The sequence below is a fragment of the Nonomuraea sp. NPDC049695 genome, assembly GCF_040674955.1.
Lineage (GTDB): Bacteria > Actinomycetota > Actinomycetes > Streptosporangiales > Streptosporangiaceae > Nonomuraea > Nonomuraea helvata.
In genome coordinates, this window is sequence record NZ_JBFANV010000013.1 from 75,136 (window position 1) to 100,925 (window position 25,790).

Genomic DNA, 25,790 nt, shown 5'->3' on the forward strand with positions numbered 1-25,790 from the left:
GTATTTCGTCATCTGTTAATTGACACCCTCCGCGGCCGAGCCGGACCTTAGGTGATGTCGTTCGTCCAACCAACAAGGGCGCCCGGGCATCACCGAATTCACGATGACGCGGGCGCGGACGGGAACGGGGCCATGCACAACAACAGGGGGCGAGATCCCATCGCCATCGTCGGCGCCGCCTGCCGGTTGCCGGGTGCGGAGAGCCCGGCCGACCTCTGGCAGATCGTCAGCGGCGGCCGGGACGTGATCGGCGTGATCCCGCAGGAGAGATTCGACATCGAAACCGCCTCCGGCCGCCGCCGGCCCGAGGTGCTGCGGGGCGCGGGCGGCTATCTGGACGACATCGCCGGGTTCGACGCGCGCTTCTTCGGCGTGACGCCGTTCGAGGCCCTGCGGATGGACCCGCAGCAGCGGTTGCTCCTCGAGGTCACCTGGGAGGCGCTCGACGACGCGGGCATCCCGGGCGAGAGCCTGGCCGGGAGCGACACCGGCGTCTACACGAGCCTGCTGCCGTCGGGGTACTGGGACCTGCTGCGCCGCTCGGGGATGTACGACATGCACGCCGCGCTCGGGGCGGCCGTCAGCGGCATCTTCCCCGGCCGCATCTCCACCCATCTCGACCTGCGCGGTCCGAGCATGGGCGTGGAGGCGGCCTGCGCGACGTCGCTGCTGGCGGTGCACGTGGCCTGCCGGGCGCTGTGGGCGGGCGAGATCGACCTGGCCATCGTCGGCGGCGCGAACCTGCAGATCGTGCCCGACCTGTATTTCGCGCTCGCCGACGCCGGCGTGCTGTCCGGCTCGGGCCGGTGCAGGTTCGGCGACGTCTCGGGGGACGGGTACGTGCGCAGCGAGGGCGTGGTCGCCCTGATACTCAAGCCGCTCTCGCGGGCCCTCGCCGACGGCGACCGCCCGTACGCGACGATCCTCGGCAGCGCCGCCACCCACGACGGCCGCACCGGCGGCTCGCTGGTCGCCCCCGGGCTGGAGGGGCACGAGACGATGCTGCGCAAGGCCTATCTCGACGCGGGCGTCTCCCCCGGCGACGTCGACTACGTCGAGGCGCACGGGCCCGGCACCCCCGCAGGCGACCCGACCGAGCTGGCCGCGCTGAACCTGGTCATGCGAGAGGGCCGGGACCCGGGGCGGCGCTGCCTGGTCGGATCGGTCAAGTCCAACATCGGCCACACCGAGTTCGCCTCGGGGATGGCGGGGCTGCTCAAGACGGCCCTGGCGCTGCGGCACCGGACCATACCTCCGACGCTGCACGTGGTGGAGCCGCACGCCGTCCTGCTGGACCCGGCCGCTTCCGTCGAGCTCGCGCTGCTGGCCCAGGACTGGCCGGAGCGGGGGGTGCCGGCCCTGGCGGGCGTCAACTCCTTCGGCATGTCGGGGACCAACGTCCACCTCGTGCTCTCCGAGGCGCCGCGCCCGGCGCGCCCCCGGCGCGCCCAGGCCCGGCCCAGCTACGTCCTGCCCCTGTCGGCGCGTGACCCGCGGGCGCTCGACGAGCTCGCAGCCGCGTACGCCGACCTGCTCGACACGATGGCCGACGAGATGGTGGCCGACGAGATGGTGGCCGACGAGACGGTGGCCGAGGGCGAGGGGCCCGGTCTCCACGACGTGTGCTTCAGCGCGGGCGCCCGGCGCTCGCATCACGAGTTCCGGCTGGCCGCGGTCGGCGACGACGCGCGCTCGCTGGCCGCGTCCCTGCGGGAGTTCCGCGCGAACGGCCGGGGTGACGGGCGGTCGGTGCACGCCGGGGAGCGCCGCGCGGCCAAGCGGCCGAAGGTGGTGTTCGTCTTCCCCGGGCAGGGCGGCCAGTGGGCGGGCATGGGCAGGCAGCTGCTGGCCGCCGAGCCGGCCTTCGCCCGCCGCCTGCACGAGTGCTCGCGGGCGGTGGCCGCCGAGCTCGGATGGTCCCCCGTGGACGTGCTGCTGCGCGGGGAGCGGTTGTCGCGCGTGGACGAGGTCCAGCCGACCCTGTGGGCGATGCAGGTGGCGCTGGCCGCCGTGTGGCGCGAGTGGGGCGTCGAGCCCGACCTGCTCATCGGCCACAGCATGGGCGAGATCGCCGCGGCGGTCACCGCGGGCGCGCTGAGCGTGGCCGACGGCGCGGCCGTGGTCGCCAGGAGGAGCCGGCTGCTGCGCGAGCTGCGCACTCCTGGCGCCATGTGGGCCGTGGGGCTCGGCGAGGAGGCGGCCCAGCAGGCCATCGGGCAGGCCATCAGCGAAGTGTGCGTGGGGGTGGTCAACAGCCGGCACTCCACGGTTCTGTCCGGCGACCCCGCGGGGCTGGAGCGGGTCGTCGAGCCGCTGCGCCGCGACGGCGTCTTCTGCCGTCAGGTGGACGTGGACTACGCCTCGCACGCGCCGCAGGTGGAGCCGGTGCGCGAGGCGCTGCTGGAGGCTCTGTCCGGCGTCAGGCCCGGCCCCTGCTCCGTTTCCATCCACTCCAGCGCCTGGGACCGGGTCGTGGACGGCACGGAGCTGGACGCCGGTTACTGGTTCGACAACCTGCGCCTGCCCGTGCGCTTCGCCGCCGCCTGCCAGGCCGCGCTCGCCGACGCCCGGCCTGCCGTGTTCATCGAGATGAGCCCGCATCCGGTGCTGCAGACGGCGCTGGAGGAGGAGATCGAGGCGTCGGGCGCGAACGCGAGCGTCGTGCCCTGCCTGCGGAGGGACGTGCCGGACGCGGCCGCCCTCAGCGCCGCGCTCGGCCAGGCGTACGTGCTGGGCTGCCGCCCCAGCTGGGACCGCGTCCACGCGGAGGGCGAGTACGTCCGGCTGCCCGGCTATCCCTGGCAGCGGCGGCGGTTCTGGCCCGGCTCGGCCACCTCCCCCATTCCTCCCGAGCCCGCCCGCGAGACCGTACTCGCCCGGCGAGGACGCCCGGATCTGGCAGCTCTCTCCGAGACCGAGCTGACCGCCGTGGTGGCCGACCTGGCGTCCCAGATCCTCGCGGTGCCCGGACACGAGATCGGGATGGATGTGCCGCTCACCCTGCTGGGGCTGGACTCCGTGCTGGCCACCAGGTTCCGCGAGCGGGTGCGGCGGGAGCTGGGCGTGGACGTGCCGGTCCGCAGCCTGCTCGGCCCGAGCACGCTGCTGGACCTGACCACCGAATTACGCTCGGCGGCGACCGTGTGAGAGCAGGCGCCGCAGTCGGGAGACGGGGCTCCGGGACGTCCGGAGCCTCGTCTCCGCTTCTTTTGAAGCTGGCATTCCGACTACTAGCACTAACTGATTCTTGAGCATTCCAGTCAAGCGCCGGAGGATACGGGCATGGTGACAGCCGTGTTGGGAACGCTGGCCGGCGCCGCGCTCGTGGCGGCGGTCTGGCTGAGCGTCGTGCTCACCGTGTTCACCCCCGGGGGCAGGCCGACCCGGCTGGTCCGCGGCGTCCTGCGGGCGTTCGCCGGCCCCATCCTCGCGATGGCCGGCCGGCTCCCGCCCGTGATCCGCGAGCCGCTGCTCGACCTGTGCGGGCCGCTGGCCGTCGTCACGGTGGCCGCGATCTGGCTCGGTGTGTCCACGGCCGGGTTCGCGCTGCTGGAGGGCACGCCGCTGCGTGCGGCCGAGTGGGCGTCCAGGCTGCTGATGGTGGCGGCCATCACGGCGTACCTCGGGCATTTCCTGGCCGCCTACGCCCGGCGGGAGCGGCTGGTCGGCAGGCTGGGCGGCAGCGTGTGCAACCCGCGCGACGCCGACACCATGCTCGCGGCCTACCTCAAGACCGGCTCGCGCGACCACCTCGACACCATGTTCGCCGAGTGGACGGGGTGGATGGCCGAGGTGGAGCACTCCCACCTCGCCCATCCGGCGCTCACGTTCCGCCGCCCCGCGGGCGACCTCGACTGGCTCAAGGCCGCGGTCATCGTCCTGGACGTGGCCGCGCTCATCGAGGCGCTCGCGCCGAGCTGGGCCCCGGCGCACACGAAGGCCCTGCTCATGACGGGGACGCGCTGCATGCACCGGCTGGCAGGCGGGCTGTGCATCACGCTGCCGCCCATCCCGGTGAGCCTGCAGGGACGGGAGGAGCGCAACTTCTCCGACACGCTGCTGCTGGTGCACGAGGCGGGGCTGCCGGCCGAGCGCGACCCGCAGAAGGCGTGGACCGTCTTCCAGGACCTCCGCACCGGGTACGCCCCGCATGCCTACGCCATCGAGACCCGGCTCCGTTACGACCGGGTCGAGGAGCCGGACGACGTGGGCGACTGACCCGGCCGTGAGGTCGAGGAGCCGGACGACGGCGACTGATGCGCGCCGGTGTGCCCGGCCCCTGTCACGGTCTGTCCGGGATAGGCGATGACGCCGCTGAGGCCGGCGCCCTCGGTGACGCGTACCTCGTGGCCGAGCGCGGTGAAGCCGCCGATGACGGCGGGGCGCTCCAGCGACGAGTCCACCCTCGCCATCACGCCCACGTACGCGTCGCTGAGCCGCGCGCCGGGCCCGATGATCGCGCCGTCCAGGCAGGCCACCCGTTCCAGGCGGCACCACGGGTGCAGGTCCGCCTCGTCGCCGACGTACGAGTCGCGCAGCACGACGCCGGGGCCGATCTCGACGTCCCGGCCGATCCACGCGCCCGGCCCCACGTGGACGAGCCCGGCGGCCAGCTTCTCGGCCAGCGTCAGACCGCTGACCTCGTCGCGCCGCGCCAGCGAGGAGGGGTGGATCACGGGCCGGTCCGGGAGCCGCAGGCTCGGGTAGCCGCCGGCCAGAGCCTCGGCCATGGTGAGCAGGTACTCGCGGGGGTTGCCCAGATCGCCCACCTTGGCCAGGGGCGAGCACATGACCCGGTGGCCGCGCGACACCAGCCACGGCAGCAGGTCGCCGCCCCAGTCGAGCCCCTGCCGGGTCAGCGCCGCCAGTTCGTCGGTGGCGCCCAGCGCGCGCAGCCTGGCGCAGTCCACCAGGTAGAGGCCGGCGTTGATGGGCACCCTGTCCGGGTCGGCGGCCACCGCCGCGATGGTCTCCATGGGCGGTTTCTCGATGAACCGCTCGATCCGGCCGGCGCCGTCCGCGAGCGCCAGTCCGTACGTCCCCGCCACCTCCGCCGCCGTCCGGTGGACCAGGCCGACCGTCACCACCGCCCCGCTCGCCAGGTGGTCACGCGCCAGCGCCGCCAGGTCGAACTCGAAGAGCGAGTCCGTCGGGAACACCAGGGCGTGGCCGAGCAGGCCGTGCTCCTCGATCACGCTGAGCGTCGCCTGCCCCGAGCCGGTGTTGAACCGGTCCGTACGCGGCCGCGAATAACGCACCGAGACCCCGAGTCGCTCGCCGTACCCCAGTGCCTCCTTGACCTGATAACGATTCTCCCGGCCGTTGGCCGCCACATGGAAACGCGTTATCCCCTGGTCGCGCAGACCCGCGACGAGCCACTCGATGACCGGCCTCCCGAGAAAAGGGACGGCGGCCTTGCTCCTCATGTGACCGGAACCCTCGAGGGTGAGCGGGCGGGCGCGGAGTCCGCGTCCGCCCGCCAGCGCGATGGCGGCAATGGAAAGCATGGAAATCTCCAAGGACAGCGGGCGGTGACCCATTCGTACCATTCGCGCCGGGAATATGGCCTGTTTCGGCCGCCGAACGCCGTTATTTCGTCAGGTCCGGGTCTGGCAAAAAGCGCCGTGGCTCCGTTAAGTCAGGGTGCCGCCGGCGCGAGCCGGATATTTATCGTGGGCCTCCCTGACGTGTCTCGCCAAGGAGGAGACCGTGCGCGCAGCCGTCATCACGCAACTCAACTCCGCATGGGAGTTCCAGGACCTCGCCGATCCCGAGCCCGGGCCCGGCCAGGTCGTCGTACGCATTCAGGCGTGCGGCATGTGCTTCAGCGACGTGCTGGTCCACCGTGGCCACTGGCCGGTGCGGCTGCCGATCGTGCCGGGGCACGAGCCCGTGGGCGAGGTGGTGGCGCTCGGTCCCGGCGCCACCACCCTGCGGGTGGGCGACCGGGTGGGCGTCTCGTGGATGCAGCGCGGCGAGGGGCGCTGCCTCCAGTGCCAGAGCTGGCACCCGGTGGCCTGCGAGCACACCACGACCTGGATGGACCTGGGCGGCGGCTACGCCGACCTGATGGTGGCCTGGGAGTCGGGGTGCACGCTGCTGCCCGACGGCCTGGACTACACCGACGCGGCGGTGGCCTTCTGCGCCGGCTTCACCTCGATGAGCGGCCTGCGCAACGCCGAGCCCCGGCCCGGCGAGCGCGTCTGCGTGCTGGGCGTCGGCGGGCTCGGGCACATGGCGGTACAACTGGCCGCCGCCATCGGCCTGGAGACCGTCGTGCTCACCACCTCGCCCGACAAGGCGGAGTACGCCAAGGAACTGGGCGCCACGCAGGGCGTCGTGGTCGGCGACGACCCCGGCAAGGCGCTGGCCGACGCCGGCGGCGCCGACATCATCCTGGCCACCACCACCTCGGCGGACCTCGTCGCCCGCGTGCTGTCCGGCCTGCGCTACGGCGGGCGGCTGGTCACGATGGGCGTCACCGGCCCGCTGAAGATCGACGACATGATGACGCTGCTGTTCAAGCAGTGCTCCATCAAGGGCAGCACCCACAACAACCGCTCCGACCTGGTCGAGGTGCTCACGCTGATGGCCGCGGGCAAGGTCAGGCCGCGCGTGGAGACCTACCCGTTCGCCGAGATCAACGAGGTGCTCAAGCGGGTGGAGGCAGGCCAGGTGCGTTACCGCGCCGTACTCACCCCCAACTGAGGAGGACCCCCGCATGTCCGAGCCCCCGATCGTCATAGCGAACCGGGAGCACCTGTGGTGGCTGCTCAACGAGGCCTCACAGCTGGAACACATGATCCTGAGCCAGTACCTCTTCGCCGAGGCCAGCCTCAAGAGCGGGACGGAGGACGGCCTGACGGCCGAGCAGGCGGACGCGGTCGCCCGCTGGCGCAAGATCCTGCACTCCATCGCGGTCGAGGAGATGCTGCACCTGGCGCTGGTGTCCAACCTGCTGGCCGCCATCGGCGCGGCGCCCACCTTCGGCCGCCCGAACTTCCCGCAGCGCTCGGGGTACTTCCCGTCCGGCATCCAGCTCGACCTGCTGCCGTTCGGCGAGCAGGCGTTGCGGCACTTCCTGTACCTGGAACGCCCCGAGGGCATGCAACTGCAGGACGCCGCGGAGTTCCGGCCGGTGCCGCCCGCCCGCGCCCGGCTCGACCCCGCCGAGCTCATGCCCAGGGGCCAGGAGTACGAGACGATCGGCCACCTGTACCGCGGGATCGAGGAGGGGCTGCGGGCGCTCTGCGCCCAGCTCGGGGAGCCCGCCGTGTTCGTCGGGTCCCCGAGCGCCCAGGCCACGCCGGAGCTGTTCCGCTGGCCGCAGCTCGTCGCGGTCACGGATCTGCAGTCGGCGTTCACCGCGATCGATCTCATCATCGAGCAGGGCGAGGGCGCGCGCGGCGACTGGCAGCAGGCCCACTACGGGCGCTTCCTCGCGGTGTGGCGGGAGTACGAGGAGCTGCGGGCGCGCGACCCGGGCTTCGACCCGGCGCGGCCGGCGCTCGCCGCCTTCCTCAAGCAGCCCTACGACATCGCGGATCCCCAGCCGCTCATCACCGATCCCGGCACCCGCCGGACGGCCGAGCTGGCGGCGGTGGCCTACGAGCTGGTGCTGCACCTGCTGACCCGGTTCTTCACGCACACCGACGAGAGCGAGGAGCAGCTGGGCCTGCTCGTCGGCACGTCGATCAGCATGATGGCCGACGTGCTGCGGCCGCTGGCCGCCGCCATGACCACACTGCCCGTCGGCCCCGAGCACCCCGGCCGCACGGCGGGCTTCGCTTTCGAGATGTACTACGCCATGAGCAACTTCGTGCCCTGGCGCGAGCCCTCGTGGGCGCTGCTGCACGAGCGCATGCGGGTGCTCGTGGAGCGCTGCAGGGCCGCCGAGAAGGCCGGAGGGCCGGCGGCCGCGGTCGCCGCCTCGGCCGGGATCCGGGCGGCCGAGCTGGCCGAGCGGGTACGCGCGCACGTGCCGCCGAGGCTGCTCCCGTCGTAGGACTTCACGAATTACCTCGCGCCGCCCGGCCGACTTGCCAATGTACGCGTCGGCTCTTTGACGTCGGCCGGGCCGCCGTAAAAAGAATTGACTCATGCGAGGTGTGATGGAAACCAGCGCCGAATTCACGGTCGAGGAACTCTCCGGCCGATGGCGCAGCCCGGTCGCCGCCGAGGTATTCCCAGGAATATTCGGGGTGGACGACTTCTGGCTGCACAGTCCTTTCTGGGCCATTCATTTCAACGCCTACAAGGACCCCGGCTGCGACAGCCGGCTCTTCGAGCTCATCATCACGGGCATGTTCCAGCTGCTCGGGCCCAGCGAGCGAACCCCCGGCGCGCGCGACGCCGATTTCTCCCGGACCAAGGTCTGCCTGCGCCTGTTCGACACCGGGCTCGTCGCCGGCGCCGACGAGGTGAAGGCGGGCGACGGCCACTGGCGGCTCGGCGAGTGGCAGGACGTCTCCCACGGCGGCTGCTCGATCCTGGACCTGCCGGGCGTGGACGAGTGCCCGCGGGAGTACGACCTGCTCGGCCTGGCCCGCTCGCACGGCCAGGACGGCGACAGGCTCTACTTCGGCCAGCGCCACCACGACGAGCTCGGCTCGATCTGGACCCGCCGCGCCCCCGGCCTGCTCGACTACTACGTCGTCCGCGTGGTCGGAGCTCCGCCCCAGGTCGGGGACGGCGCGGAGTGGGGGCCGGCGGAGTGGACCCACGTCACGAGCTCGTACACCCTCAGCCCCGACGATCGGAGACCCTCGTGACCACCACCCAAGCCGCAGTCGTCGAATCGCCGGGAGCGGCGTTCACCCTCCGCGACGTCGAGCTGGACGCCCCGCGCGAGGGCGAGATCCTCGTCCGGATGAAGGCCGCCGGCATCTGCCACACCGACCTCACGGTGGCGGCGGGGCACATCCCGTTCCCGCTGCCGGGCGTGCTCGGGCACGAGGGGGCCGGCGTCGTGGAGGAGACCGGCCCCGGCGTGACCAAGGTCAAGCCGGGCGACCACGTCGTACTCACCTTCACCTCCTGCGGCAGCTGCCCCTCCTGCCGGATCGGCCACCCGGCCTACTGCACCACCTGGATCCCCCAGAACCTCATCGGCGGCAAGCGCCTCGACGGCAGCTCGCCGATCAGCAGGGGCGGAGTCGCGCTCGGCGGCCGGTTCTTCGGCCAGTCGTCGTTCGCCCGCCACTCCATCGCCGATGAGCGCAGCGTCGTCAAGGTCGACCCGGACCTGCCGTTCGAGCTGCTGGCCCCGCTGGCCTGCAGCGTCCAGACGGGCACCGGCGCGGTGTGGAACACGCTGCGCCCGGAGCCCGGCACGTCCATCGCGGTGATCGGCACGGGCGCGGTGGGCCTGGCCGCCGTCATGGGAGCGGCGCTCACCCCGGTCAGCCAGATCATCGCCGTCGGCCGGCAGGCGGCGCAGCTCGAGCTGGCCGCCAAGATCGGCGCCACCCACACCGTCGACTCGACCGGCCTGGACCTGGCCGCCGAGCTACGGAAGATCACCGGCGGCGCCGGCGTCGACTACGTGGTCGAGGCGGTGGGCAACCCCGACGTGCTGCGCGCCGGCATCGAGGCGCTCGCCCCGCGCGGCGCGGTGGCCGTCGTGGGCGCTCCGCCGTACGGGGTGGAGGTCTCGGTCGACGTGCACCGGCTGCTGCCGGGGCGGCGGATCCTCGGCGTGTGCGAGGGCGACAGCGACCCCGACCGGCTCATCCCGCTGCTGGCGCGGCTGATCCGCGGCGGCCGGCTGCCCGTGCAGCCGCTCATCAGAGAGTACGACTTCGCCGACATCCAGGCCGCGGCGGACGACTTCAGGTCCGGCAAGAACATCAAGACGATTCTGCGGTTCGACGCGTGACCGACGTTTGGAGCCAGGAATGAACACCTTCGAGCTCGGCGACTTCCGGCTCACCTCAGGCGACACGCTTCCCGGCGCCCGGCTGGCGTACCAGACCTTCGGTGAGCTCAACCAGGCCAAGGACAACGTGGTCGTGTTCCCGACCTTCCTCGGCGCCCCCGCCGAGGTGCTCAACGGCTGGATCGGCGAGAACCGCGCGCTCGATCCCCGCACCCACTTCATCGTGCTGCCCGGCCACTTCGGCCTCCCGCCGTCCTCCGCGCCGAGCAACACCCCGGCGCGGCCCTTCCCCGCCGTCACCGTCGCCGACGACGTCATCGCCCAGCAGCGGCTGCTGGAAGAGGTGTTCGGCGTGCGCGAGATCCGGCTGGCGCTCGGCTGGTCGATCGGCGCGATCCAGGTGTACGAGTGGGCGCTGCGCTTCGGCGACCTCGTGCGGAGCATCGCCCCCATCGCCGGGGCGCCCACCCCGCCACCGTGGACGAAGCTCTGGCTGAAGACGGTGGTGGAGGAGCCCATCACCGCGGACCCGAACTACGCCGACGGCGGCTACGCGAACGCGGCGAGCGTCAGCGGCGGCCTGGCCAGGGTCGCGCACGGCTCGGCGCTGACCGCCCCGCCCCGCACGTTCTACTACGACAGCGCCGAGGTCTGGCGCACCCTGGGCTTCGACAGCGTGGACGCGTTCGTCGAGGGCTTCTGGGAGGGCTTCTGGCTCCCGCAGGACCCCGACGACGTGGTCACCCAGGCCCGCAAGGCCCGCTCCGCCTGGCCGGGGGCCAAGGGCGAGTCCCTGCGGGAGGTCCTGGGCCGGATCAAGGCGAGGACCACGATCGCCGCCTTCACCGGCGACGCGCTGTTCCCGCCGGACGAGCTCAGGCGGTACGCCGAGTGGATCCCCGGCGCGACGTTCCGTCAGATCGACAGCATCTACGGCCATCTGGCCACGTTCGGGCTGGCCGAGCCCGACGTGAAGGCCATCGACGACGTCATCCGGCACGCGCTGGAGAGCTAGCCGTGTCCGAGTCGGAGTTCGTCAGGTTCCTGGACGCGGCGCGGTCGGATCCCGATCTGCTGGCCCGCTACTCCCCCATGGACCTTCCCCGGGTCCTGTTCCACGCCCGCAACGCCGGGTTCGCCTTCACCGAGGCCGACGCCGAGCGGGTCATCGGCCGGCTGGAGGCGGGCGTGATCATCGACAAGGACAAGGAGCCGTTCGACGGGAGCAGCACCCTGTGGCGGCACATGTGGGGCACGCGCTACCTCGACTACCTGGTCGACCACGTGGTCGCCCGCTTCTCCCGCGAGGAGCTGTCATGAGCGAAGCCAACGTCATCGGGTTCCTGCGCGGCCTGGCCGAGCGGCCCGATCTGGTCGACCGGCTCAAGGACAAGTCCAAGGACGCGGTCATCGCGGCCGCCGCAGCTGCCGGGCAGCCGTTCACCGCGCAGGAGTTCAACGCGTTGGTCTGGGAGCTGGAGGAGCGGCTGGCGCGCGAGCGCGGCGAGGAGTTCAACGAGCGGTTCCCGCTCTGGGGCCTGCTGTGGGGCCGGTACTACCTGGAGTTCCTCGTCTTCGACCTCGTGCCCAGCCTCGACGAGACCGGCCTTCTGGTCGGATTGGAGCGCAAGCCATGATGCGAGACGCCCTCTACATCGGGCGCGAATGGAACGTCGAGCACGACCTGCGGGCGCCGGTGACCGACGCCGAGCTCAGGTACACCGTGATCGGCGAGGGCGAGCCCGTGCTGTGCATCCACGGCACCAGCATCGCCGACAGCCTCATCACCCCCATGCGGTTCTACCCACCGCTGCTGCAGGACTACCAGCTCATCAGCTACTACCGGGCCGGCTACAACGGCAGCACGCTGGACAAGCCCGAGCTGAGCATCGAGGGCGGCGCTCAGCACGCCGTCGAGCTGCTCGACCATCTGGGCATCGAGAAGGCGCACATCATGGCCTTCTCGTTCGGCGGCGTGATCGCCTTCCAGTTCCTGCTGTCCTACCCGGAGCGGGCGCACAGCGCGATCCTGCTGGAGCCGTACCTGCCGCGTGAGGCGCCGGACGCGATCAGCGCCAACGTCGACGCCTTCATGAACGCGATGAAGCTGTACGAGACGGGCGACAAGCTCGGCGCGGCGCAGCTCTACATGGAGGCGGTGTGCGGGCCGAGCTTCCTGCCCGCGGTGGAGATGACCGGGCCGCTCGACGTGTGGGACCGCGTCGAGGCGTGCGTCGACACGACCTTCACCGTCGACTTCCCGGCGATCTCGCAGTGGGGCTTCAAGCCGTCGGAGGCCGACCAGCTGGTCACGCGGAAGCCGGACATGCCGGTGCTGGCCGTGATGGGCCTCGACAGCGAGTCGGTGATGCCGGGGTTCCGCGACGCGCAGCGCTTCCTCATGAACTGGCTGCCGCAGGCGGAGCGGTGCGGCATCCCCAACGCCACGCACGGGCTGCAGAGCATGAACCCGGTGGCCGTCGGCGAGGCCGCCCACGCGTTCCTCAAGCGGAACCCGATGTGAGACCCGTGCGCCCTGTCAGCTGACAGGGCGCACGGTCTACCCGAAGTCGTAGCCGACCTGGACGTTGACCGTGAGCGTCTCCCGGCCGGGGCTGACCGAGGCGCCGGCCTCCGCCACCGCCGCCGCGAGGCGCATCGGCTGGGGGCCGCGCCCGATCTCCTCCTTCACCGAGACCACGCGGCCCAGCGGGCGGCCGGCCAGCTCGGCGTAGTGGGCGGCCTTGGCGGCGGCGTCCCGGAACGCTCTCGCCCTGGCCTCCTTCAGGAAACCGGACGGGTCGGACACCTCGAAGGCCACGCCGTTCAGCCTGGCCTCCTCCCCCACCCCGGCCACCGTGTCGATGACGTGGTCGGCCCGCGACAGGTCCCGGACGACCACCTCCACGCCCTGGACGGCCCGGTAGGCGGCCACCTTGGGGTACGCCTCGTACTCCGGCCCCAGCGACAGCTCCACCGTCCGCACGTCCTCCGCGGCGATGCCCGCCCGGGTCAGCGCCTCGGCCAGCCGGGCGGCGGCGGATCTGGCGGCGGCGAAGGACTCCGCGGCGGAGGCCCTGCGGACCTCGACGCCCGCGTGCAGCCGCAGGATGTCGGGCGCGGCCAGGACCGCGCCTTCGCCGACGACGGTGATATCCACACCAACCCCCTCGGATACGGGTCCCGCATCGATCCTAGGACGCCCGGGTCGTGTGACCCAGGATGCGTCAGCCGTCCGAGACGGCGTCGGCGATCGCCTGAGGGTTCTCGAGCAGGATCCGGCGGCCACACTGCGGCAGGCGTACGAGCCGGGCGGACAGCAGGCCCGCCAGCCGGACCGCGTCGCGCGCGCCGGTGCTGATCACCGTGACCGGCACGTCGGGCAGTGGCCGGTCCACCCTCATCCGGTGCAGGTCGGCGACCATGTCGCGGCGGGCCAGCCACTCCCCCACCACCGCGGCGGACACCTTGCCCACGCGGTAGACGCCGTACGGGTCGCGCATGCCGGTGAGCAGCCGGTGCGCCGGAGGCCCCGCGAGGCGGGCCAGGGCCGTCGCGCCCCACGTGTCACCCAGCGCGGGCAGCCACCGGCCGGCGCCCGCGGCCGGCGCGAACGGCGAGCGCTCCCGGGCTCCCGCCGGGTCGACCAGGACGAGCCCGGCCACGCGGAGCGGGTGCAGCCTGGCGAACGCCTCCGCGTGCCAGCAGCCCACGCCCTGGGCCACGACGGTCACCCGTTCCGGGTGCGTGGGGGCCAGCGCGGCCAGGCGGGCGGCCTCGCCGTACAGGGTGGGCGGGTCGGGCGAGCACGGGCTGAGGCCGAGACCCGGGCGGTCGAAGCGGATGACGCGATGGGTCGCGGCCAGCCGCGCGGCCACCGCGTCCCAGTGGTACCAGGCGCCCCCGAGCCCGGCGGCGACGATCACGGCGGGACCGGCGCCCTGCTCGACCACGTGCGGCCGGGGCTCCTCCGGCGGCGCCGACACGCGGGCGGTCACGTCGTCCGAGACGAGCAGGTGGAGCGCCGCGTACACCAGCCAGATCGCGAACGCGGCCAGCTGCGCCCGGTGCGCGATCCCCACGCCGTGCCCGTCGGCGTGCGCGGCCATCACGAGCAGCGTGGCCGCCAGCCCCAGCCAGGTGAACAGCCACGACACCCACGAGCGCCACCGCGAGCTGAGCAGCGCCATCGCGACCAGCGCGGCGGCCGTGGCCAGCACCCCCGCCAGCAGGTGCGCGTAGTGCGCGGACGACAGCGTCCGCCGCCCGCAGGACGGGTCGCTCAGCTCGGCGCAGTCCAGCGGGAACAGCCCCGTCGCGAGGTTGAGCAGCCCGAAGGCGGCCAGCGCCAGCCAGCCCCGACCCTCGCGCGCCGACCTCGGCACCATCGCCACCCCGAACGCGCACGCCAGCCCCGACAGCACGTCGCTGACCCGGAACAGCCGCGTCCACGGCTGGTCGCGGGCGGCCAGCTCGCTGACGTACCCGTCGGTCCTGTCGACCTCCGGCGTGGTGAACTGGCCGGTGATCCACGCGCTGCCCAGCACCGCCGCCACGATGAGCGCGCAGGCCGCGAGCACGTACAACCTTCGCTCCACGTGAGCATTAGATCACCTTAAGTGACATTACGTGCTGTCAGAGGCCGGGCGCGCCCCAGACCGGGAACCAGCGGCTGAGGTCTTTCTCCAGCGGCAGCTCGCCCTCCAGGACGCCTCGCACCTGAAGTTCGAGCGCGTTGTCCCGCCGCTGCCCGGGAAGCGGGGCGAACGGGTAGAAGGTCCCGCGCTTGTACAGGTACACGATCGACAGGCGACCCCCGCCGTCCTGACCGGCGAAGGAGACCAGCGAGCAGAGCAAGGAGGGGCCGAACCCGGCCGACTCCAGCGACGAGTTGACCGCGTGCAGCTCGGTGACCAGGTCACCGAGCTGGTCGGGCGAGCGGCGCACCAGGAGCCAGGTGTAGCCGTACGAGTCGTGCGACTCCTCGACGCGCTCGCCGAGCAGCGCCTTGACGTCGCGTTCGAGTGTGGCGAACGCTCCGCCCTCCGCGGCCCTGAAGGCCACCGAGCCGAGGCCGGTGGGCACGAGGCCGGTCGCGGCCTGCAGCGTCACGGCGGCGGACGGCAGGGCGAACAGCGCGTCGAGGTTGGGTTTGACCGGTTTTGAGCGGCCGAGCAGCGCGTCGAGCCAGCCCATGCCGGTCAGCCCCTTCCGAGCTGTTTGGAGATGTTCGTCAGCTGCTCCAGCCGCCGTTCGAGCGACGGGTGGGTGGAGAACAGGTTCGCCAGCGACTCACCCGGGCGGGCCGCCGGGGCGAAGTAGAAGGCGTTGAACGGCGCCGCCTCGCGCAGGTCCTGCGTCGGGATCCTGGCCATGTCGCCGCTGATCCGCACCAGCGCGCTGGCCAGGGCGGACGGACGCTGGGTGAGCAGTGCGCCCGCGCGGTCGGCCGACAGCTCGCGGTAGCGCGACAGGGCTCGGGTGAGCAGGAAGCTGATGGCGTACACGACGACGGAGACGATCAGGATGATCAGGCCGACGGGCACGCCGCCCTGGTTGTCGTTGCGGCGCCCGCCGAGCCCCGTGTAGAGGGCGAACCTGGTCATGAGCCCCGCCACGATGCCCAGGAACGAGGCGATCGTCATGACGGCGACGTCGCGGTGGGCGACGTGTGACAGTTCGTGGGCGAGCACGCCTTCGAGCTCCTGAGGCTCGAGGCGGCGCAGGATGCCGGTCGTCACGCAGACGACGGCTCTCTTCTGGTTGCGGCCGGTGGCGAACGCGTTGGGGACGTCGGAATCCGCGATCGCCACCCGCGGCTTGGGCATGTCGGCGAGCGCGCACAGCCGGTCGATCAGGCCGTGCAGCTCGGGAGCCTCCTGCGGCGAGACCTCCCGCCCGTGCATCGCGAACAGCGCGATGCGATCAGACAGGAAGTACTGCACGAACAGCAGACCCCCGGCTATCACCAGCACGGTCAGCGCCCGCACGCCGAGGGCGATCAGGACGCCGACGAAAACGACATAGAGCAACCCGAGCAGGAACATCGTCACGGCCATGCGGGCGGTCAGCCCGCGGTCGGACGCGTACCGCGTGCCCACGGCGATCAGCCCGGAATGAGGCCCTGGTCGCCCAGCATCTCCCGGACCTCCTCGATCGAGGCGTCCGCGGGGGGAAGGATCAGCTCTGACGGCTCAAGGCTGTCGTCGGGAAGCGCCTTGCCGACCTGGCGCACCTTGTCGAGCAGGGCGTGCAGCTTCGTGCGGAAGACCGGCTCGTCGCCGACCTCGATGGCCGCCTCGAGCTCGGTGTCGAGCTCGTTGAGCACCGCGATGTCCTCAGCGGAGATCTGCACCTGGCCCTCGCCCATGATCCTGACAATCATGCGCCCTCCCCAGGCTGGCGAAGCTGCTGGGTGTTGCTCTGGCCGTGCTGCTGCGGCTGGGGCTGGGCCTGCTGCTGACCCTGCTCGATGGCGGAGCGCGGCGCGGGGCCCTGGCCCAGCTCGGCCTTCATCCTGGCCAGCTCCAGCTCGACGTCCATGCCGCCGCCCATGCGGTCGAGCTCGGCCTGGATGTCGTCGCCGCGGGCGCCGGTGTAGTCGTCGAGCGCGCCACTGGCCAGCAGCTCGTCGATCGCGCCGGCGCGGGCCTGCATCTGCGCCGTCTTGTCCTCGGCGCGCTGGATCGCCAGGCCGACGTCGCCCATCTCCTCGGAGATGCCGGAGAAGGCCTCGTTGATGCGGGTCTGCGCCTCGGCGGCGGTGTAGGTGGCCTTGATCGTCTCCTTCTTCGTACGGAAGGCGTCGACCTTGGCCTGCAGCCGCTGGGAAGCCGTGGTGAGCTTCTCCTCCTCGGCCTGCAGGTTGTCGTGCTGCAGCTTCAGGTCGGCCATCTGCGTCTGCAGATTGGAGCGACGCTGCAGCGCCTCGCGGGCGAGGTCCTCGCGCCCGACGGACAGCGCCTTGCGGCCCTGCTCCTCATAGCGCTGGGCCTGCTTCTCGAGGCCGGTTATCTGGAGCTCGACCCGCTTACGCGACGTGGCGACGTCGGCCACACCCCGGCGCACCTTCTGCAGCAGCTCGAGCTGCCGCTGATAGGAGTAGTCAAGGGTCTCGCGCGGATCCTCCATCTTGTCCAAGGCCTTGTTGGCCTTGGACTTGAAGATCATCGAAAGTCTCTTCATCACGCTCATGCGCGTCGGCCGTCCCCTTCTAGGTCGTGCTGGTGTTCACCCAATGCAGCGCAGCCGCCTTGGGATTACCCTACGCATAACGCACGAGGGCGTCACTAAGTTGCAGTCCAGGTAGGGTTGACGTCGTGTTGCGACGCCGTTCCCAAACCTCCGTGGACGACACCCCCGTCCCCGATGACGATCCTAAGCCCCAGGGTAAAGGTCGGCCCACACCCAAGCGCCGTGATCAGGAGAGCCGGCGGCGCCAGCCGGTCCACGCGCCCAAAGACCGCAAAGAGGCTTATCGCCAGATGCGGACCAAGCAGGCCGCCGAGCGCGACAGAGCCCGAAAGGGCATGCTCGCAGGTGACGAGAGGTATTTTCCCGCTCGTGACAAGGGCCCTGCGCGCAAGTTCGCGCGCGAATGGGTCGACTCGCGGCGGCTGCCGAGCCAGTATTTCCTGCCTTTCTCGCTACTGATCCTGCTGGCGACCTGGGTTCCGTGGCCCATGGCGGTCCGCGCCCAGGTGCTGGGCTACGTGGTCACCATCGGCTGGCCGATCATGATGATCGGCGTCCTGTTCACCTCGGTCTATGTGGCCTGGAAGGTGAAGAAGGAGGTGGCGGCCAAGCTGCCCGACGAGAGCGTCAGAGGCGTGGGCTTCTACGCGGCGATGCGGGCCCTGCAGATCCGCAAGCTCCGCTTCCCGCCGCCCACGGTGCTGCCGGGCGGCAAGCCCGTGCCGCCCAAGAAATAGCCGCACCGGCTTTCACGGGCTGACCTGCCCGGCGTCGTCCCAGCGCAGCACCCCGCGCTGGACGGCGGGCCGCCAGCCGTCGACCGCCCTGCCGTGCTCCAGGGCGTCGGCGACGGCCCGCAGCAGCGCGTACGTGGACGGCAGGCGAGGCGCCATGCCGGAGATCGTGTCGTCCCATCCGACGGCGCCCCCGGCGGAGTCGACCACGGCGTACGCCATGTCCTCCGAGTCGCGCTCGGCGAAATAGAGGAACGGGATCATCCGGCCGTTCCAGTATTCGGTGGCCGGATCGTCCCCGAGGTCGGTGCGCTCCCATGAGCAGAGCCGGCGCCAGGTGTCCCTGATCTCGCGGACGCCGAGGGTGTCCGCGCCGTGGAACCAGAAGCCGAAGACCGACCGTCCGCGCGAGCCGTTGTGGCGCAGGAGCGAGGCCCTCAGGTCGTCGGGGAAGTCCACGCCCATCTGCGACTCGGCGATCGCGATCGTGCGCGCCCTGCCGGGTCCGGCGAGCGTCCGGTAGGTCCGGGGCGCGTTCGCCCTCAGCCACCGCTCGATCCGCCGCCACTGCCGGTTCACGGCCCGCCTGATCTCCGGGTCGATCGGCCGCACGGTGACCGGGCGCGGGGCGGGCGAGCAGTTGGGGTCGGGGATCTCGACCGGAGGCCCGGTGGGGATCGGCGATGGAGTGCCCATGGCGGACGGTCTGGCGGTGGGAGTGGGCAAGCGTTCCAGTTCGGCCGTCATGGCCGCCTGCTCGGCCTGGTACGCGCGCCACTCCGACGCGGCCGCCTCCTGCGCCTCCGTGGGGATCAGGGCGGCCCCCAGCGTCAGCGCCACGATCCCCGCGATGGCGGCCCACGCCAGGCCCATCCGCGTGCCCCTCACCGGCTTCGGCGGGGGTGGTGGGGGCTGCCTGTCGGGCATCTGGGCGCGGCGGCGCAGCCGTACCGCTATCGCGGTCAGGATGACCGCCGTCAGCGCCAGCCGTACGAGCTTCAGCACGTCGCGCACCCTATCCCGAAACCGATCACCACATGGGCCGGCATTAAGGTCGGAGTCATGGAATTCCGACACCTCGGTCGCAGCGGTCTCAAAGTAAGCGAGATCAGTTACGGAAACTGGCTGACCCACGGCTCCCAGGTCGAGGAGGACGCCGCCAAGCAGTGCGTGCAGGCGGCGCTCGACGAGGGCATCACCACGTTCGACACCGCGGACGTCTACGCGGCGACGAAAGCCGAGGAGGTGCTCGGCCGCGCGCTGAAGGGCGTGCGCAGGGAGTCGCTGGAGATCTTCACCAAGGTCTACTGGCCGACCGGCCCGGGCCAGAACGACCGCGGCCTGTCACGCAAGCACATCACCGAGTCCATCAACGGCTCGCTGCGCCGCCTCCAGACCGACTACGTCGACCTGTACCAGGCGCACCGTTTCGACTACGAGACGCCGCTCGAGGAGACGCTCAAGACGTTCGACGACCTCGTGCGCCAGGGCAAGGTCCTCTACGTCGGCGTCAGCGAGTGGAACGCCGACCAGATCGCCCAGGCCCTGAAGATCGCCGACGAGATGGGCTTCGACCGGATCGTCTCGAACCAGCCCCAGTACTCGATGCTGTGGCGGATCATCGAGGGCGAGATCGTGCCGCTGAGCGAGAAGGAGGGCGTGGGCCAGATCGTCTGGTCGCCGATCGCCCAGGGCGTCCTGACGGGCAAGTACCTGCCCGGGCAGCAGCCGCCGGAGGGCTCGCGGGCGACCGACGACAGCGGCAGCGCCATGATCGCCCGCTTCATGAACGACGACGTGCTGACCCGCGTCCAGGAGCTCAAGCCGATCGCCGCCGACCTCGGGCTGAGCATGGCGCAGCTGGCCGTCGCCTGGGTGCTGCAGAACCCGAACGTCTCCAGCGCCATCGTCGGCGCCAGCCGCCCCGAGCAGGTGCGCGACAACGTCAAGGCCTCGGGCGTCAAGCTGGACGCCGACGTGCTGAAGCGGATCGACGACGTGCTCGGTTCGGTCGTGGAGCGCGACCCGTCCAAGACGCAGAGCCCGCGCACCCGCCCGTAACGCGTCCCAGACAAAACCCCTTGAGCCACAATGGCGCTCAAGGGGTTTTTCCATTACCGGAAATCACTCGGACCGCAATGACAATCCCGTGTACTCCACGCGGTCCTCATCGAGCAAAGCCACCTGCTCGACTCCCGATTCGAGCAGGTCACGCCAGTTCTCGCCAAGCCAGGACTCCGCGTCCGCCTGGCTCGGGAAAACTTCTCGCGGCAAAGGGCGATCCGTCACCTCACCACCATTTGCATTTTCATAACGCCACCGCCATGTCATGCCATACGCTCCTTTTCCGCGGTTCGCCTGTGCACCCTCCGCAGGCACTGGAACCTTACTCCCGAGCTTGGAGGTCAATCGATGCTGCGCGCGTATCGTGTTGCGGCCGGAGCCGCAATCGGAGCGGCCGCGTTGTTCTCCTTCCCCTGCTCCGCGCTCGCCGATCCAGGGGCCGCGCGGGCATGGGGCGTGTGGCAGAGCGACGGCACGGCCTGGCTGGCCGCGACGGCCGCATACTCCCCACCGGACGGCTCCGTCATCGGATGGCGCTTCTCCGTGGCTCCGGACGGGGCTCCGGCCGTGGCTCAGGACGGGGCTCCGGACGGGGCGGTGGGCGAGTCGCCCGGCGGGGAGCTGCCGTCGTTCCCGGCGGTGTGCGGCAAGGACACGGCCGCGTCCGGGCACAAGCGCGTGGTGGTGGCGGTGGACTTCGGCGACGGCGACGCCGACGCGTATCCCGGCGAGCGGCCTCCCGGCCAAGGGATGCTGACGTGCGTCACGGGCGCCGAGGACGCCACCACCGCCCAGCTCCTCGCCTCCGCCGCCAAGGTCCACGTGAACGCCCGGGGAGCCGTGGTGGCGGTCTCCGGCTACCCGTCCAGGGAGGAGGGCGGCACCGAGCTGACGGCCGCCGCCGCCCCTGCTGCCGGGTCCGGCCTGCCGGCCACGCTGATCGCGGGCGGGGCGGGCGCGGTCGCCCTGCTGACCGCCGGCGCCGTGGTGACGGTCCGCCGCCGTTCCAGAGCCGCCGCCGGCCGCCGACCTGGAACGTTCCCTCACCCCTGACGCGGGCGGTACGTGCCGGAGTTTGTACGCTCGGCGCGGTGAAGCTGCTCCTCTCCGGTACGGCGGCCGCGACAGGGTGGCCGGAGCCCGGGTGCCGGTGCGCCTCGTGCGCCGGTCTCCCGTCCGCCCACCGCCGCCCCTTCGAGATCGTCGTCGACGGCGTGGTCCGGTTCCCTTTCGCGAACCTGCCGGCCGGGTACCGGGCCTGCGCCGGCGGGCTGGGCCTGATCTGCCCGGACGGCTCCCGGCTGCTCTGCCTCCCGGCGGGCCCGACGGTGCCCGCGGACGGATCCGCCCGGTACGACGTGGTGCTGATCGACCTGCTCGACCGGCCGGAACGGCTCGGGGAGCTGAGGCGGGCGGGGCTGGCGGACGACAGGACGCTGGTGGTCGCCGTAGGGCTGGATCATCGCGTCCGCTCGGAGGAGGAGCTGGCCAGGCGGCTGCGGCTGTGGGGCGCGCTCGCCGTTCCCGACGGGACGGAGCTGGAGACCGGGCCCGGCAGGACGCCGCCCGCTCTCCCGGGGCGGGAGGCGCCCCGGCGGGCGCTGGTGCTGGGCGGGTCGCGGTCGGGGAAGTCGGCCGAGGCGGAGCTGCGGCTGGCGGCGGAGCCGTACGTCACCTATGTGGCGACCGGGCCGGACGAGGCGGGGGACGGCGAGTGGGCGGCGCGGGTGCGTGCGCACCGGGAGCGGCGCCCCGCGCACTGGGCCACCGTCGAGACCACCGACCTCCCCACGGCCATCGGGGACGCGTCCACGCCGCTGCTGATCGACGGGCTCGGGACGTGGCTGGCGGCGGTGTTCGACGAGCACGAGGCCTGGGAGCGGGATCGCGCTCCGGTCGCGGAGCGCTGTGACGCGCTCGTGGCGGCGTGGCGGCAGGCGCCGGTGCGGATCGTGGCGGTGTCCGACGAGGTGGGGATGGGGGTGGTGCCCGCCACGGCCAGCGGGCGGGCGTTCAGGGACGCGCTCGGGCGCCTCAACGAACGCCTCGCCGCCGAATCGGAGTACGTGGCGCTGGTGGTCGCGGGACGCCTGCTCGAGCTGTGAGGGGGGTCAGGGGCGGACGGCTCTGGCGTACCAGCGGCCGTCGAGGCGGTCCACGTGCAGGGGGCGGCCGAAGCAGTCGGAGAGGTTGGCCGGGGTGAGCACGTCGTCCACCGGGCCCGCGGCCAACACCCTGGCGTCGCGCATGAGCATGGCGTGCGTGGTCGTCGCGGGCACCTCCTCCAGGTGGTGGGTGACCGTCACGGTGGTGAGAACGGGCCGGGTCGCGGCGAGGTCCTCGACGGCGGTGATCAGGTCTTCCCTGGACGGCAGGTCGAGCCCCGCGAACGGCTCGTCGAGCAGCAGCACCGCCGGGTCCCCCATGAGCGACCTGGCCACCCTGATCCTGGCCCGCTCGCCCTGTGAGCAGACCCGGAAGGGCCGGTCCGCCAGGTCCTTGCAGCCCAGGTCGGCCAGGAGCCGGTGGGCCCGCTCCCGCTCGCCGTCGCCGTACTTGTCCCAGAGCGGAACGCTCGTCCCCGTGTGCCCGGTGAGCACCACGGTGTGCGCTGTCGCCCCCTCCTGCTCCAACAGCTCCTCGTCGATCAGCCGCTGGCTGGCCGCGACCAGGCCGATGTGGCGGCGCAGCTCCCGCATGTCCACCCGGCCGAGCTTGTGGCCGAGCACCTTGACCGTGCCCTCGCTGGGATGCCGTACGGCGCCCGCGAGCGAGAGCAGCGTCGTCTTGCCCGCGCCGTTGGGGCCGAGGATCACCCAGTGGTCGCCGTAGTCGACCTGCCAATCGACGCCGACCAGCAGCGACTTGCCGACAACCCGGACACCTACGTCTTCGAGTTCAACCACGTGCATCCCGCCACACTAGTGGGCCTACGATCGGCCGATATGCGCCTTGGGGAAGGGCTGAGACTCGCGGTCGGCACGCTGAGCGTGTTTCCGGTACGGGTCCAGCGGGTGGATCGGGAGGTCGCGGGGCATGCGATGGTGCTGGCCCCGGCCGTGGGACTCGTCCTCGGCCTGATCGCCGGGCTGCCGCTGCTCCTGCCCGGACCGCCGCCGCTGCTGGGGGCGGCGCTGGCGGTCGGGCTGCTGGCCGTGCTGACCCGGGGGCTGCACCTGGACGGGCTCGCCGACCTGGCGGACGGCCTGGGCAGCGGCAAGCCCGCCGCCGAGGCGCTCGACATCATGAAAAAGTCGGATATCGGGCCGTTCGGCGTGATGACCCTGGTGCTGACGCTGCTCATCCAGGTCGTCGCGGCGGCCGAGGCCGGTTTCGCGGCGTTCGTGATGGCCTGCGTGGCGGGGCGGCTGGCACTGACGTGGGCCTGCCGGGCGGGCGTCCCCGCCGCCCGGAGCGACGGGCTCGGCGCGATGGTCGCAGGCACCGTACGCCGCCCCGCCGCCTGGCTCGTCACCCTGGCCGCCCTGCCGGCCGTCCTGTTGACCGTCGCCGTCTCCGCGCCGCCGGGTGCCTTCGCCGCGTACGGCGGGTTCGTGCTCCCGCTCGGCCTGCTCGCCGGGCTGGGCGCCGCGCTGCTGCTGCTCGCGCACGCGCGGCGGCGCCTCGGCGGGATCACGGGTGACGTGCTGGGCGCGCTCCTGGAGACCGCCGCGGCCACGGCGTTGGTGGTGTGCGCGACAGCCGGCTGATCAGGCGGCCGGTTGCGGCCGGCGTACCGGATAGAAGCGGAGCAGGGCCGCGCCGACCAGCGCCAGCAAGGCCCAGCCGACCAGTCCGGTCACGCCGACCAGCACCTCGTTCGGCGGCGCGGCGGCGTCGCCGAACAGCAGGACGGGCCCGGCCACCGCGTTCAGCGAACCGTGGGCCACGACGGACGGCCATACGCTGCCCGTGCGCAGCCGCAGCCAGCCGATCACCATCCCGAACAGCACGCAGAAGCCGATGAAGAACAGCGCCGCCCAGGAACCGAGGCGCGGGTAGTTGTAGCCCAGAAGGGTGAGGGGCGCGTGCCAGACACCCCAGATGGCGCCGGTGAAGACGAGACCGGCGAACATGCCGTTCGAGGAGACGAGCCGGGGAAGCAGCCAGCCACGCCAGCCCCACTCCTCCCCCAGCGCCGGGATCGCGTTCAGCGCGGGCCCGGCGACCACCGCGACCACGATCTGGAGCACTGCCACCGTGCCGAGGTCGGCGGGCGTCTGCGCGCTCCGCGCTCCCAGCGCTGACCTGAGCAGGCTGAAGTGGTCGAGGTCCAGCGAGACCGCTCCGACGGCGGCACTGAGCCCCATCGCGAGCAACGTCAGCAGCGGCACCCCGAGCCAGGCGGTGAGCAGGAGGACGGCCGTGCGCTTCTTGCGGTCCCCGAAGGTGAGCCCGGTCTGCCTGGCCCACTCGCGGAACGGCGTTCGGGAGACCGCCCACGCGCCGAGCACGCCTGCCGTGGGGGTGAACATCATGATCGTGGCCACCAGGGTCAGCTGCGGCGAGGCCAGCCCCCTGCCGAGCCAGAGGGGCAGCGCCACGGCCCAGGACAGCCCGAAGGCCAGGACGATGAAGATGAGGAGAGGTCGTTTCATCGGTCTACTCGCTCCGCGATGAGGGCGTTGATGAGGGATGCGCCGCGTTCGGCGTCGTCGACGCTGATCGCCAGCCGGCCGCCGGAGCGGTAGCCGACGACCAGGCATTCGCCGCCGCGCAGCATGATGGTGGCGCTACCGGGCAGACCACGGAAGCCCCAACCTCCGACCTGGCTCGGGTGAAGGGTCTCCGACCAGGCCGACTGGATCCGTGACAGGGGGACCGTCCACACCGGCCAGCCCAGCGGGCCGAACCGGACGGCGACCCGGTCGTCACCGACCTGTACGGACAGGGACGTGGTCAGCGCTCCGACCGCCGCCACGAGGACGAGCCCGGGCACCGCCGAGGCCGCCGGCACACCCGGCACCGGGCCCGCGAGCCAGAGCAGGCCCAGCACGCCGGCGGCGGCCAGTGCGGCGAGCGTGACCAGGTTCATCCACCGGTTGACGACGTGGCCGACCCACACCGTCCGCTGCCCGGCCCTGAGCCGGAGGCGGGGCGGGAGCTGCCCTGCGGGGCCCGGCTCGTCCGGCGCACCCCTGCCCAGGTAACCCGCGAGCCCGGCGGCGACGACCAAGGCGGCGACGACCATGACCACCTGCCCGCCCGGCAGCCTGGCCGCCGCCCAGCCGGGGGCGTCGAGGTTGGCGAGCACGGTCGTGACGTTCATCCCGAGCGCGAGCACGCCCAGCCCGAACAGCGTCCCCCACCACACCATCCGGCCGAGCCTGCGGGTCCTGGCCCGCTCGCACACGGCCAGCGCGACCAGCCAGGGCACCGCCCAGAACAGCACTTCCATCGCGACGTACGCCGGGAAGGACATCGAGCGGTCGGCCCTGCCGCCCACACCCCAGTGCGTGGCCAGCGGATCGGGCAGCCGGGACCGCAGCGACAGCGGCAGCGCGACCTGCGCGGCGGTGACGGCGAGCCCCCAGGCGAATGCGGTGACTCGGGGATTCATGGCAGTTCCTCCAGGATGGTGATGAGGTCCTCGCGGCCGTAGCCGTACTTCCTGGCCTCCTCCAGCAGCTCGCGCGCCCGCTGCGCGAGCAGGGCGCGGCCGTCCGCCCGCCCCGCCACGCTGACCCCCCGGCCCCGCCTGAACTCCAGCAGCCCCTCGTCCCGCAGGTCGCGCAGCGCGCGCAGCACCGTGTTGGGGTTGATGCCGAGAGCCTGGGCCAGATCGCGGGCCGGGGGCAGGCGGTCGCCGGGGCGGTACGAGCCCTCGCCGATGGCGCGGCGGATCGCGCCCGCCACTTGCTCGTGCAGGGGCCGGGCGTCGTTCAGATCCAGCGTCAGCAACATGGTGCTAATGACACTAG

At 72.1% G+C, this 25,790-nt stretch carries 28 protein-coding genes; 15 read left to right on the forward strand and 13 right to left on the reverse strand.

All coding sequences use genetic code 11. The annotated features are described in order from the left end of the window. Positions 1-132 precede the first annotated feature (132 nt). A complete protein-coding gene (locus AB0J64_RS14535; protein WP_364025969.1) occupies positions 133-3,147 on the forward strand; it encodes a type I polyketide synthase in 3,015 nt (1,004 codons plus the stop codon). A gap of 135 nt (positions 3,148-3,282) precedes the next feature. After that, a complete protein-coding gene (locus AB0J64_RS14540; protein WP_364025971.1) occupies positions 3,283-4,218 on the forward strand; it encodes a hypothetical protein in 936 nt (311 codons plus the stop codon). Here the strand turns inward: AB0J64_RS14540 and AB0J64_RS14545 are convergent. After that, on the reverse strand, positions 4,179-5,507 hold the full coding sequence (locus tag AB0J64_RS14545; RefSeq protein WP_364025974.1) for an NDP-sugar synthase: 1,329 nt from the start codon (positions 5,505-5,507) through the stop codon (positions 4,179-4,181). The genes AB0J64_RS14540 and AB0J64_RS14545 overlap by 40 nt on opposite strands. 202 nt (positions 5,508-5,709) lie before the next feature. On the opposite strand from AB0J64_RS14545, the gene AB0J64_RS14550 reads away from it, so the two are divergent. From AB0J64_RS14550 to AB0J64_RS14585, 8 genes are all read left to right on the forward strand, one after another. Continuing rightward, complete coding sequence (locus AB0J64_RS14550; RefSeq protein ID WP_364025977.1) at positions 5,710-6,708, forward strand: alcohol dehydrogenase catalytic domain-containing protein; 999 nt, start codon at positions 5,710-5,712, stop codon at positions 6,706-6,708. A 13-nt stretch (positions 6,709-6,721) separates the two neighbouring features. Continuing rightward, positions 6,722-8,005 carry a ferritin-like protein gene (locus tag AB0J64_RS14555; protein ID WP_364025980.1) on the forward strand — a complete coding sequence of 428 codons (1,284 nt, stop codon included), beginning with the start codon at positions 6,722-6,724 and terminating at the stop codon, positions 8,003-8,005. Positions 8,006-8,099: 94 nt separating this feature from the next. Then, complete coding sequence (locus AB0J64_RS14560; RefSeq protein WP_364025983.1) at positions 8,100-8,771, forward strand: hypothetical protein; 672 nt, start codon at positions 8,100-8,102, stop codon at positions 8,769-8,771. Next, entirely contained in the window at positions 8,768-9,877 is a 1,110-nt protein-coding gene (locus AB0J64_RS14565; RefSeq protein ID WP_364025986.1) for an NAD(P)-dependent alcohol dehydrogenase, read from the forward strand. Before AB0J64_RS14560 ends, AB0J64_RS14565 begins: the two co-directional genes overlap by 4 nt. A 19-nt stretch (positions 9,878-9,896) precedes the next feature. Continuing rightward, positions 9,897-10,892, forward strand: a complete 996-nt coding sequence (locus AB0J64_RS14570; RefSeq protein WP_364025989.1) for an alpha/beta fold hydrolase — start codon at positions 9,897-9,899, stop codon at positions 10,890-10,892. A gap of 2 nt (positions 10,893-10,894) precedes the next feature. Further along, positions 10,895-11,197 (forward strand): Nif11-like leader peptide family natural product precursor, encoded by a 303-nt coding sequence (locus AB0J64_RS14575; protein ID WP_364025992.1) that lies wholly within the window; start codon positions 10,895-10,897, stop codon positions 11,195-11,197. Continuing rightward, entirely contained in the window at positions 11,194-11,514 is a 321-nt protein-coding gene (locus tag AB0J64_RS14580) for a Nif11 family protein (RefSeq protein WP_364025995.1), read from the forward strand. The genes AB0J64_RS14575 and AB0J64_RS14580 overlap by 4 nt, the downstream gene beginning before the upstream one ends. Beyond that, positions 11,511-12,401 carry an alpha/beta hydrolase gene (locus tag AB0J64_RS14585; protein ID WP_364025998.1) on the forward strand — a complete coding sequence of 297 codons (891 nt, stop codon included), beginning with the start codon at positions 11,511-11,513 and terminating at the stop codon, positions 12,399-12,401. Before AB0J64_RS14580 ends, AB0J64_RS14585 begins: the two co-directional genes overlap by 4 nt. A gap of 36 nt (positions 12,402-12,437) precedes the next feature. On the opposite strand, the gene AB0J64_RS14590 is transcribed toward AB0J64_RS14585, so the two are convergent. The 6 genes from AB0J64_RS14590 to AB0J64_RS14615 all read right to left on the reverse strand — a co-directional run bounded on the left by AB0J64_RS14590 (position 12,438) and on the right by AB0J64_RS14615 (position 17,071). Then, the gene (locus AB0J64_RS14590) at positions 12,438-13,037 is read right to left on the reverse strand and encodes an SIMPL domain-containing protein (protein WP_364026001.1); all 600 of its coding nucleotides are present in this window, start codon (positions 13,035-13,037) and stop codon (positions 12,438-12,440) included. 67 nt (positions 13,038-13,104) lie between these two features. Beyond that, positions 13,105-14,475: an alpha/beta fold hydrolase gene (locus AB0J64_RS14595; RefSeq protein ID WP_364026004.1), complete on the reverse strand. Its 1,371-nt coding sequence runs from the start codon at positions 14,473-14,475 to the stop codon at positions 13,105-13,107. Positions 14,476-14,512: 37 nt separating this feature from the next. Beyond that, on the reverse strand, positions 14,513-15,073 hold the full coding sequence (locus tag AB0J64_RS14600) for a hypothetical protein (RefSeq protein WP_364026007.1): 561 nt from the start codon (positions 15,071-15,073) through the stop codon (positions 14,513-14,515). 5 nt (positions 15,074-15,078) lie between these two features. After that, positions 15,079-15,978 (reverse strand): zinc metalloprotease HtpX, encoded by a 900-nt coding sequence (htpX, locus tag AB0J64_RS14605; protein ID WP_364026010.1) that lies wholly within the window; start codon positions 15,976-15,978, stop codon positions 15,079-15,081. A gap of 5 nt (positions 15,979-15,983) precedes the next feature. Continuing rightward, complete coding sequence (locus AB0J64_RS14610) at positions 15,984-16,262, reverse strand: hypothetical protein (protein WP_364026013.1); 279 nt, start codon at positions 16,260-16,262, stop codon at positions 15,984-15,986. After that, positions 16,259-17,071, reverse strand: coding sequence for a PspA/IM30 family protein (locus AB0J64_RS14615; RefSeq protein WP_364026015.1), 813 nt, complete (start codon positions 17,069-17,071; stop codon positions 16,259-16,261). Before AB0J64_RS14615 ends, AB0J64_RS14610 begins: the two co-directional genes overlap by 4 nt. A gap of 152 nt (positions 17,072-17,223) precedes the next feature. Between AB0J64_RS14615 and AB0J64_RS14620 the strand changes: the two genes are divergently transcribed. After that, positions 17,224-17,808, forward strand: a complete 585-nt coding sequence (locus AB0J64_RS14620) for a DUF3043 domain-containing protein (protein WP_344987641.1) — start codon at positions 17,224-17,226, stop codon at positions 17,806-17,808. A 12-nt stretch (positions 17,809-17,820) separates the two neighbouring features. Here AB0J64_RS14620 and AB0J64_RS14625 read toward each other — a convergent pair whose 3' ends face one another. Then, positions 17,821-18,810 carry an SMI1/KNR4 family protein gene (locus AB0J64_RS14625; RefSeq protein WP_364026018.1) on the reverse strand — a complete coding sequence of 330 codons (990 nt, stop codon included), beginning with the start codon at positions 18,808-18,810 and terminating at the stop codon, positions 17,821-17,823. Between the two features lie 57 nt (positions 18,811-18,867). On the opposite strand from AB0J64_RS14625, the gene AB0J64_RS14630 reads away from it, so the two are divergent. Then, on the forward strand, positions 18,868-19,866 hold the full coding sequence (locus tag AB0J64_RS14630; protein ID WP_364026021.1) for an aldo/keto reductase family protein: 999 nt from the start codon (positions 18,868-18,870) through the stop codon (positions 19,864-19,866). Between the two features lie 63 nt (positions 19,867-19,929). On the opposite strand, the gene AB0J64_RS14635 is transcribed toward AB0J64_RS14630, so the two are convergent. Then, complete coding sequence (locus AB0J64_RS14635) at positions 19,930-20,136, reverse strand: hypothetical protein (RefSeq protein WP_344985403.1); 207 nt, start codon at positions 20,134-20,136, stop codon at positions 19,930-19,932. 81 nt (positions 20,137-20,217) lie between these two features. On the opposite strand from AB0J64_RS14635, the gene AB0J64_RS14640 reads away from it, so the two are divergent. Next, positions 20,218-20,922 carry a hypothetical protein gene (locus AB0J64_RS14640; RefSeq protein WP_364026024.1) on the forward strand — a complete coding sequence of 235 codons (705 nt, stop codon included), beginning with the start codon at positions 20,218-20,220 and terminating at the stop codon, positions 20,920-20,922. Positions 20,923-20,960: 38 nt separating this feature from the next. Next, positions 20,961-21,974: a bifunctional adenosylcobinamide kinase/adenosylcobinamide-phosphate guanylyltransferase gene (locus AB0J64_RS14645; RefSeq protein ID WP_364026027.1), complete on the forward strand. Its 1,014-nt coding sequence runs from the start codon at positions 20,961-20,963 to the stop codon at positions 21,972-21,974. Positions 21,975-21,980: 6 nt separating this feature from the next. Here the strand turns inward: AB0J64_RS14645 and AB0J64_RS14650 are convergent, their stop codons facing one another. Continuing rightward, positions 21,981-22,781, reverse strand: a complete 801-nt coding sequence (locus AB0J64_RS14650; protein WP_344985407.1) for an ATP-binding cassette domain-containing protein — start codon at positions 22,779-22,781, stop codon at positions 21,981-21,983. 33 nt (positions 22,782-22,814) lie between these two features. On the opposite strand from AB0J64_RS14650, the gene AB0J64_RS14655 reads away from it, so the two are divergent. Next, the gene (locus tag AB0J64_RS14655) at positions 22,815-23,579 is read left to right on the forward strand and encodes an adenosylcobinamide-GDP ribazoletransferase (RefSeq protein ID WP_364026030.1); all 765 of its coding nucleotides are present in this window, start codon (positions 22,815-22,817) and stop codon (positions 23,577-23,579) included. Here AB0J64_RS14655 and AB0J64_RS14660 read toward each other — a convergent pair whose 3' ends face one another. Genes AB0J64_RS14660 through AB0J64_RS14670 form a run of 3 tightly spaced genes read right to left on the reverse strand, consistent with a single transcriptional unit; the run spans position 23,580 to position 25,773 of the window. Beyond that, the gene (locus AB0J64_RS14660; protein ID WP_364026033.1) at positions 23,580-24,467 is read right to left on the reverse strand and encodes a CPBP family intramembrane glutamic endopeptidase; all 888 of its coding nucleotides are present in this window, start codon (positions 24,465-24,467) and stop codon (positions 23,580-23,582) included. Further along, on the reverse strand, positions 24,464-25,429 hold the full coding sequence (locus AB0J64_RS14665) for a hypothetical protein (RefSeq protein WP_364026036.1): 966 nt from the start codon (positions 25,427-25,429) through the stop codon (positions 24,464-24,466). Before AB0J64_RS14665 ends, AB0J64_RS14660 begins: the two co-directional genes overlap by 4 nt. Beyond that, entirely contained in the window at positions 25,426-25,773 is a 348-nt protein-coding gene (locus tag AB0J64_RS14670) for a GntR family transcriptional regulator (RefSeq protein ID WP_357599103.1), read from the reverse strand. The genes AB0J64_RS14665 and AB0J64_RS14670 overlap by 4 nt, the downstream gene beginning before the upstream one ends. Positions 25,774-25,790 lie beyond the last annotated feature (17 nt).

Coding starts and splice junctions, on each gene's coding strand:
- AB0J64_RS14535 (WP_364025969.1), top strand. CDS start 133: ATGCACAACAACAGGGGGCGAGATCCCATCGCCATCGTCGGCGCCGCC.
- AB0J64_RS14670 (WP_357599103.1), bottom strand. CDS start 25,773: ATGTTGCTGACGCTGGATCTGAACGACGCCCGGCCCCTGCACGAGCAA.
- AB0J64_RS14555 (WP_364025980.1), top strand. CDS start 6,722: ATGTCCGAGCCCCCGATCGTCATAGCGAACCGGGAGCACCTGTGGTGG.
- AB0J64_RS14640 (WP_364026024.1), top strand. CDS start 20,218: ATGCTGCGCGCGTATCGTGTTGCGGCCGGAGCCGCAATCGGAGCGGCC.
- AB0J64_RS14650 (WP_344985407.1), bottom strand. CDS start 22,781: ATGCACGTGGTTGAACTCGAAGACGTAGGTGTCCGGGTTGTCGGCAAG.
- AB0J64_RS14665 (WP_364026036.1), bottom strand. CDS start 25,429: ATGAATCCCCGAGTCACCGCATTCGCCTGGGGGCTCGCCGTCACCGCC.
- AB0J64_RS14570 (WP_364025989.1), top strand. CDS start 9,897: ATGAACACCTTCGAGCTCGGCGACTTCCGGCTCACCTCAGGCGACACG.
- AB0J64_RS14580 (WP_364025995.1), top strand. CDS start 11,194: ATGAGCGAAGCCAACGTCATCGGGTTCCTGCGCGGCCTGGCCGAGCGG.
- AB0J64_RS14545 (WP_364025974.1), bottom strand. CDS start 5,507: ATGCTTTCCATTGCCGCCATCGCGCTGGCGGGCGGACGCGGACTCCGC.
- AB0J64_RS14560 (WP_364025983.1), top strand. CDS start 8,100: ATGCGAGGTGTGATGGAAACCAGCGCCGAATTCACGGTCGAGGAACTC.
- AB0J64_RS14655 (WP_364026030.1), top strand. CDS start 22,815: ATGCGCCTTGGGGAAGGGCTGAGACTCGCGGTCGGCACGCTGAGCGTG.
- AB0J64_RS14630 (WP_364026021.1), top strand. CDS start 18,868: ATGGAATTCCGACACCTCGGTCGCAGCGGTCTCAAAGTAAGCGAGATC.
- AB0J64_RS14635 (WP_344985403.1), bottom strand. CDS start 20,136: ATGACATGGCGGTGGCGTTATGAAAATGCAAATGGTGGTGAGGTGACG.
- AB0J64_RS14660 (WP_364026033.1), bottom strand. CDS start 24,467: ATGAAACGACCTCTCCTCATCTTCATCGTCCTGGCCTTCGGGCTGTCC.
- AB0J64_RS14610 (WP_364026013.1), bottom strand. CDS start 16,262: ATGATTGTCAGGATCATGGGCGAGGGCCAGGTGCAGATCTCCGCTGAG.
- AB0J64_RS14600 (WP_364026007.1), bottom strand. CDS start 15,073: ATGGGCTGGCTCGACGCGCTGCTCGGCCGCTCAAAACCGGTCAAACCC.
- AB0J64_RS14615 (WP_364026015.1), bottom strand. CDS start 17,071: ATGAGCGTGATGAAGAGACTTTCGATGATCTTCAAGTCCAAGGCCAAC.
- AB0J64_RS14540 (WP_364025971.1), top strand. CDS start 3,283: ATGGTGACAGCCGTGTTGGGAACGCTGGCCGGCGCCGCGCTCGTGGCG.
- AB0J64_RS14585 (WP_364025998.1), top strand. CDS start 11,511: ATGATGCGAGACGCCCTCTACATCGGGCGCGAATGGAACGTCGAGCAC.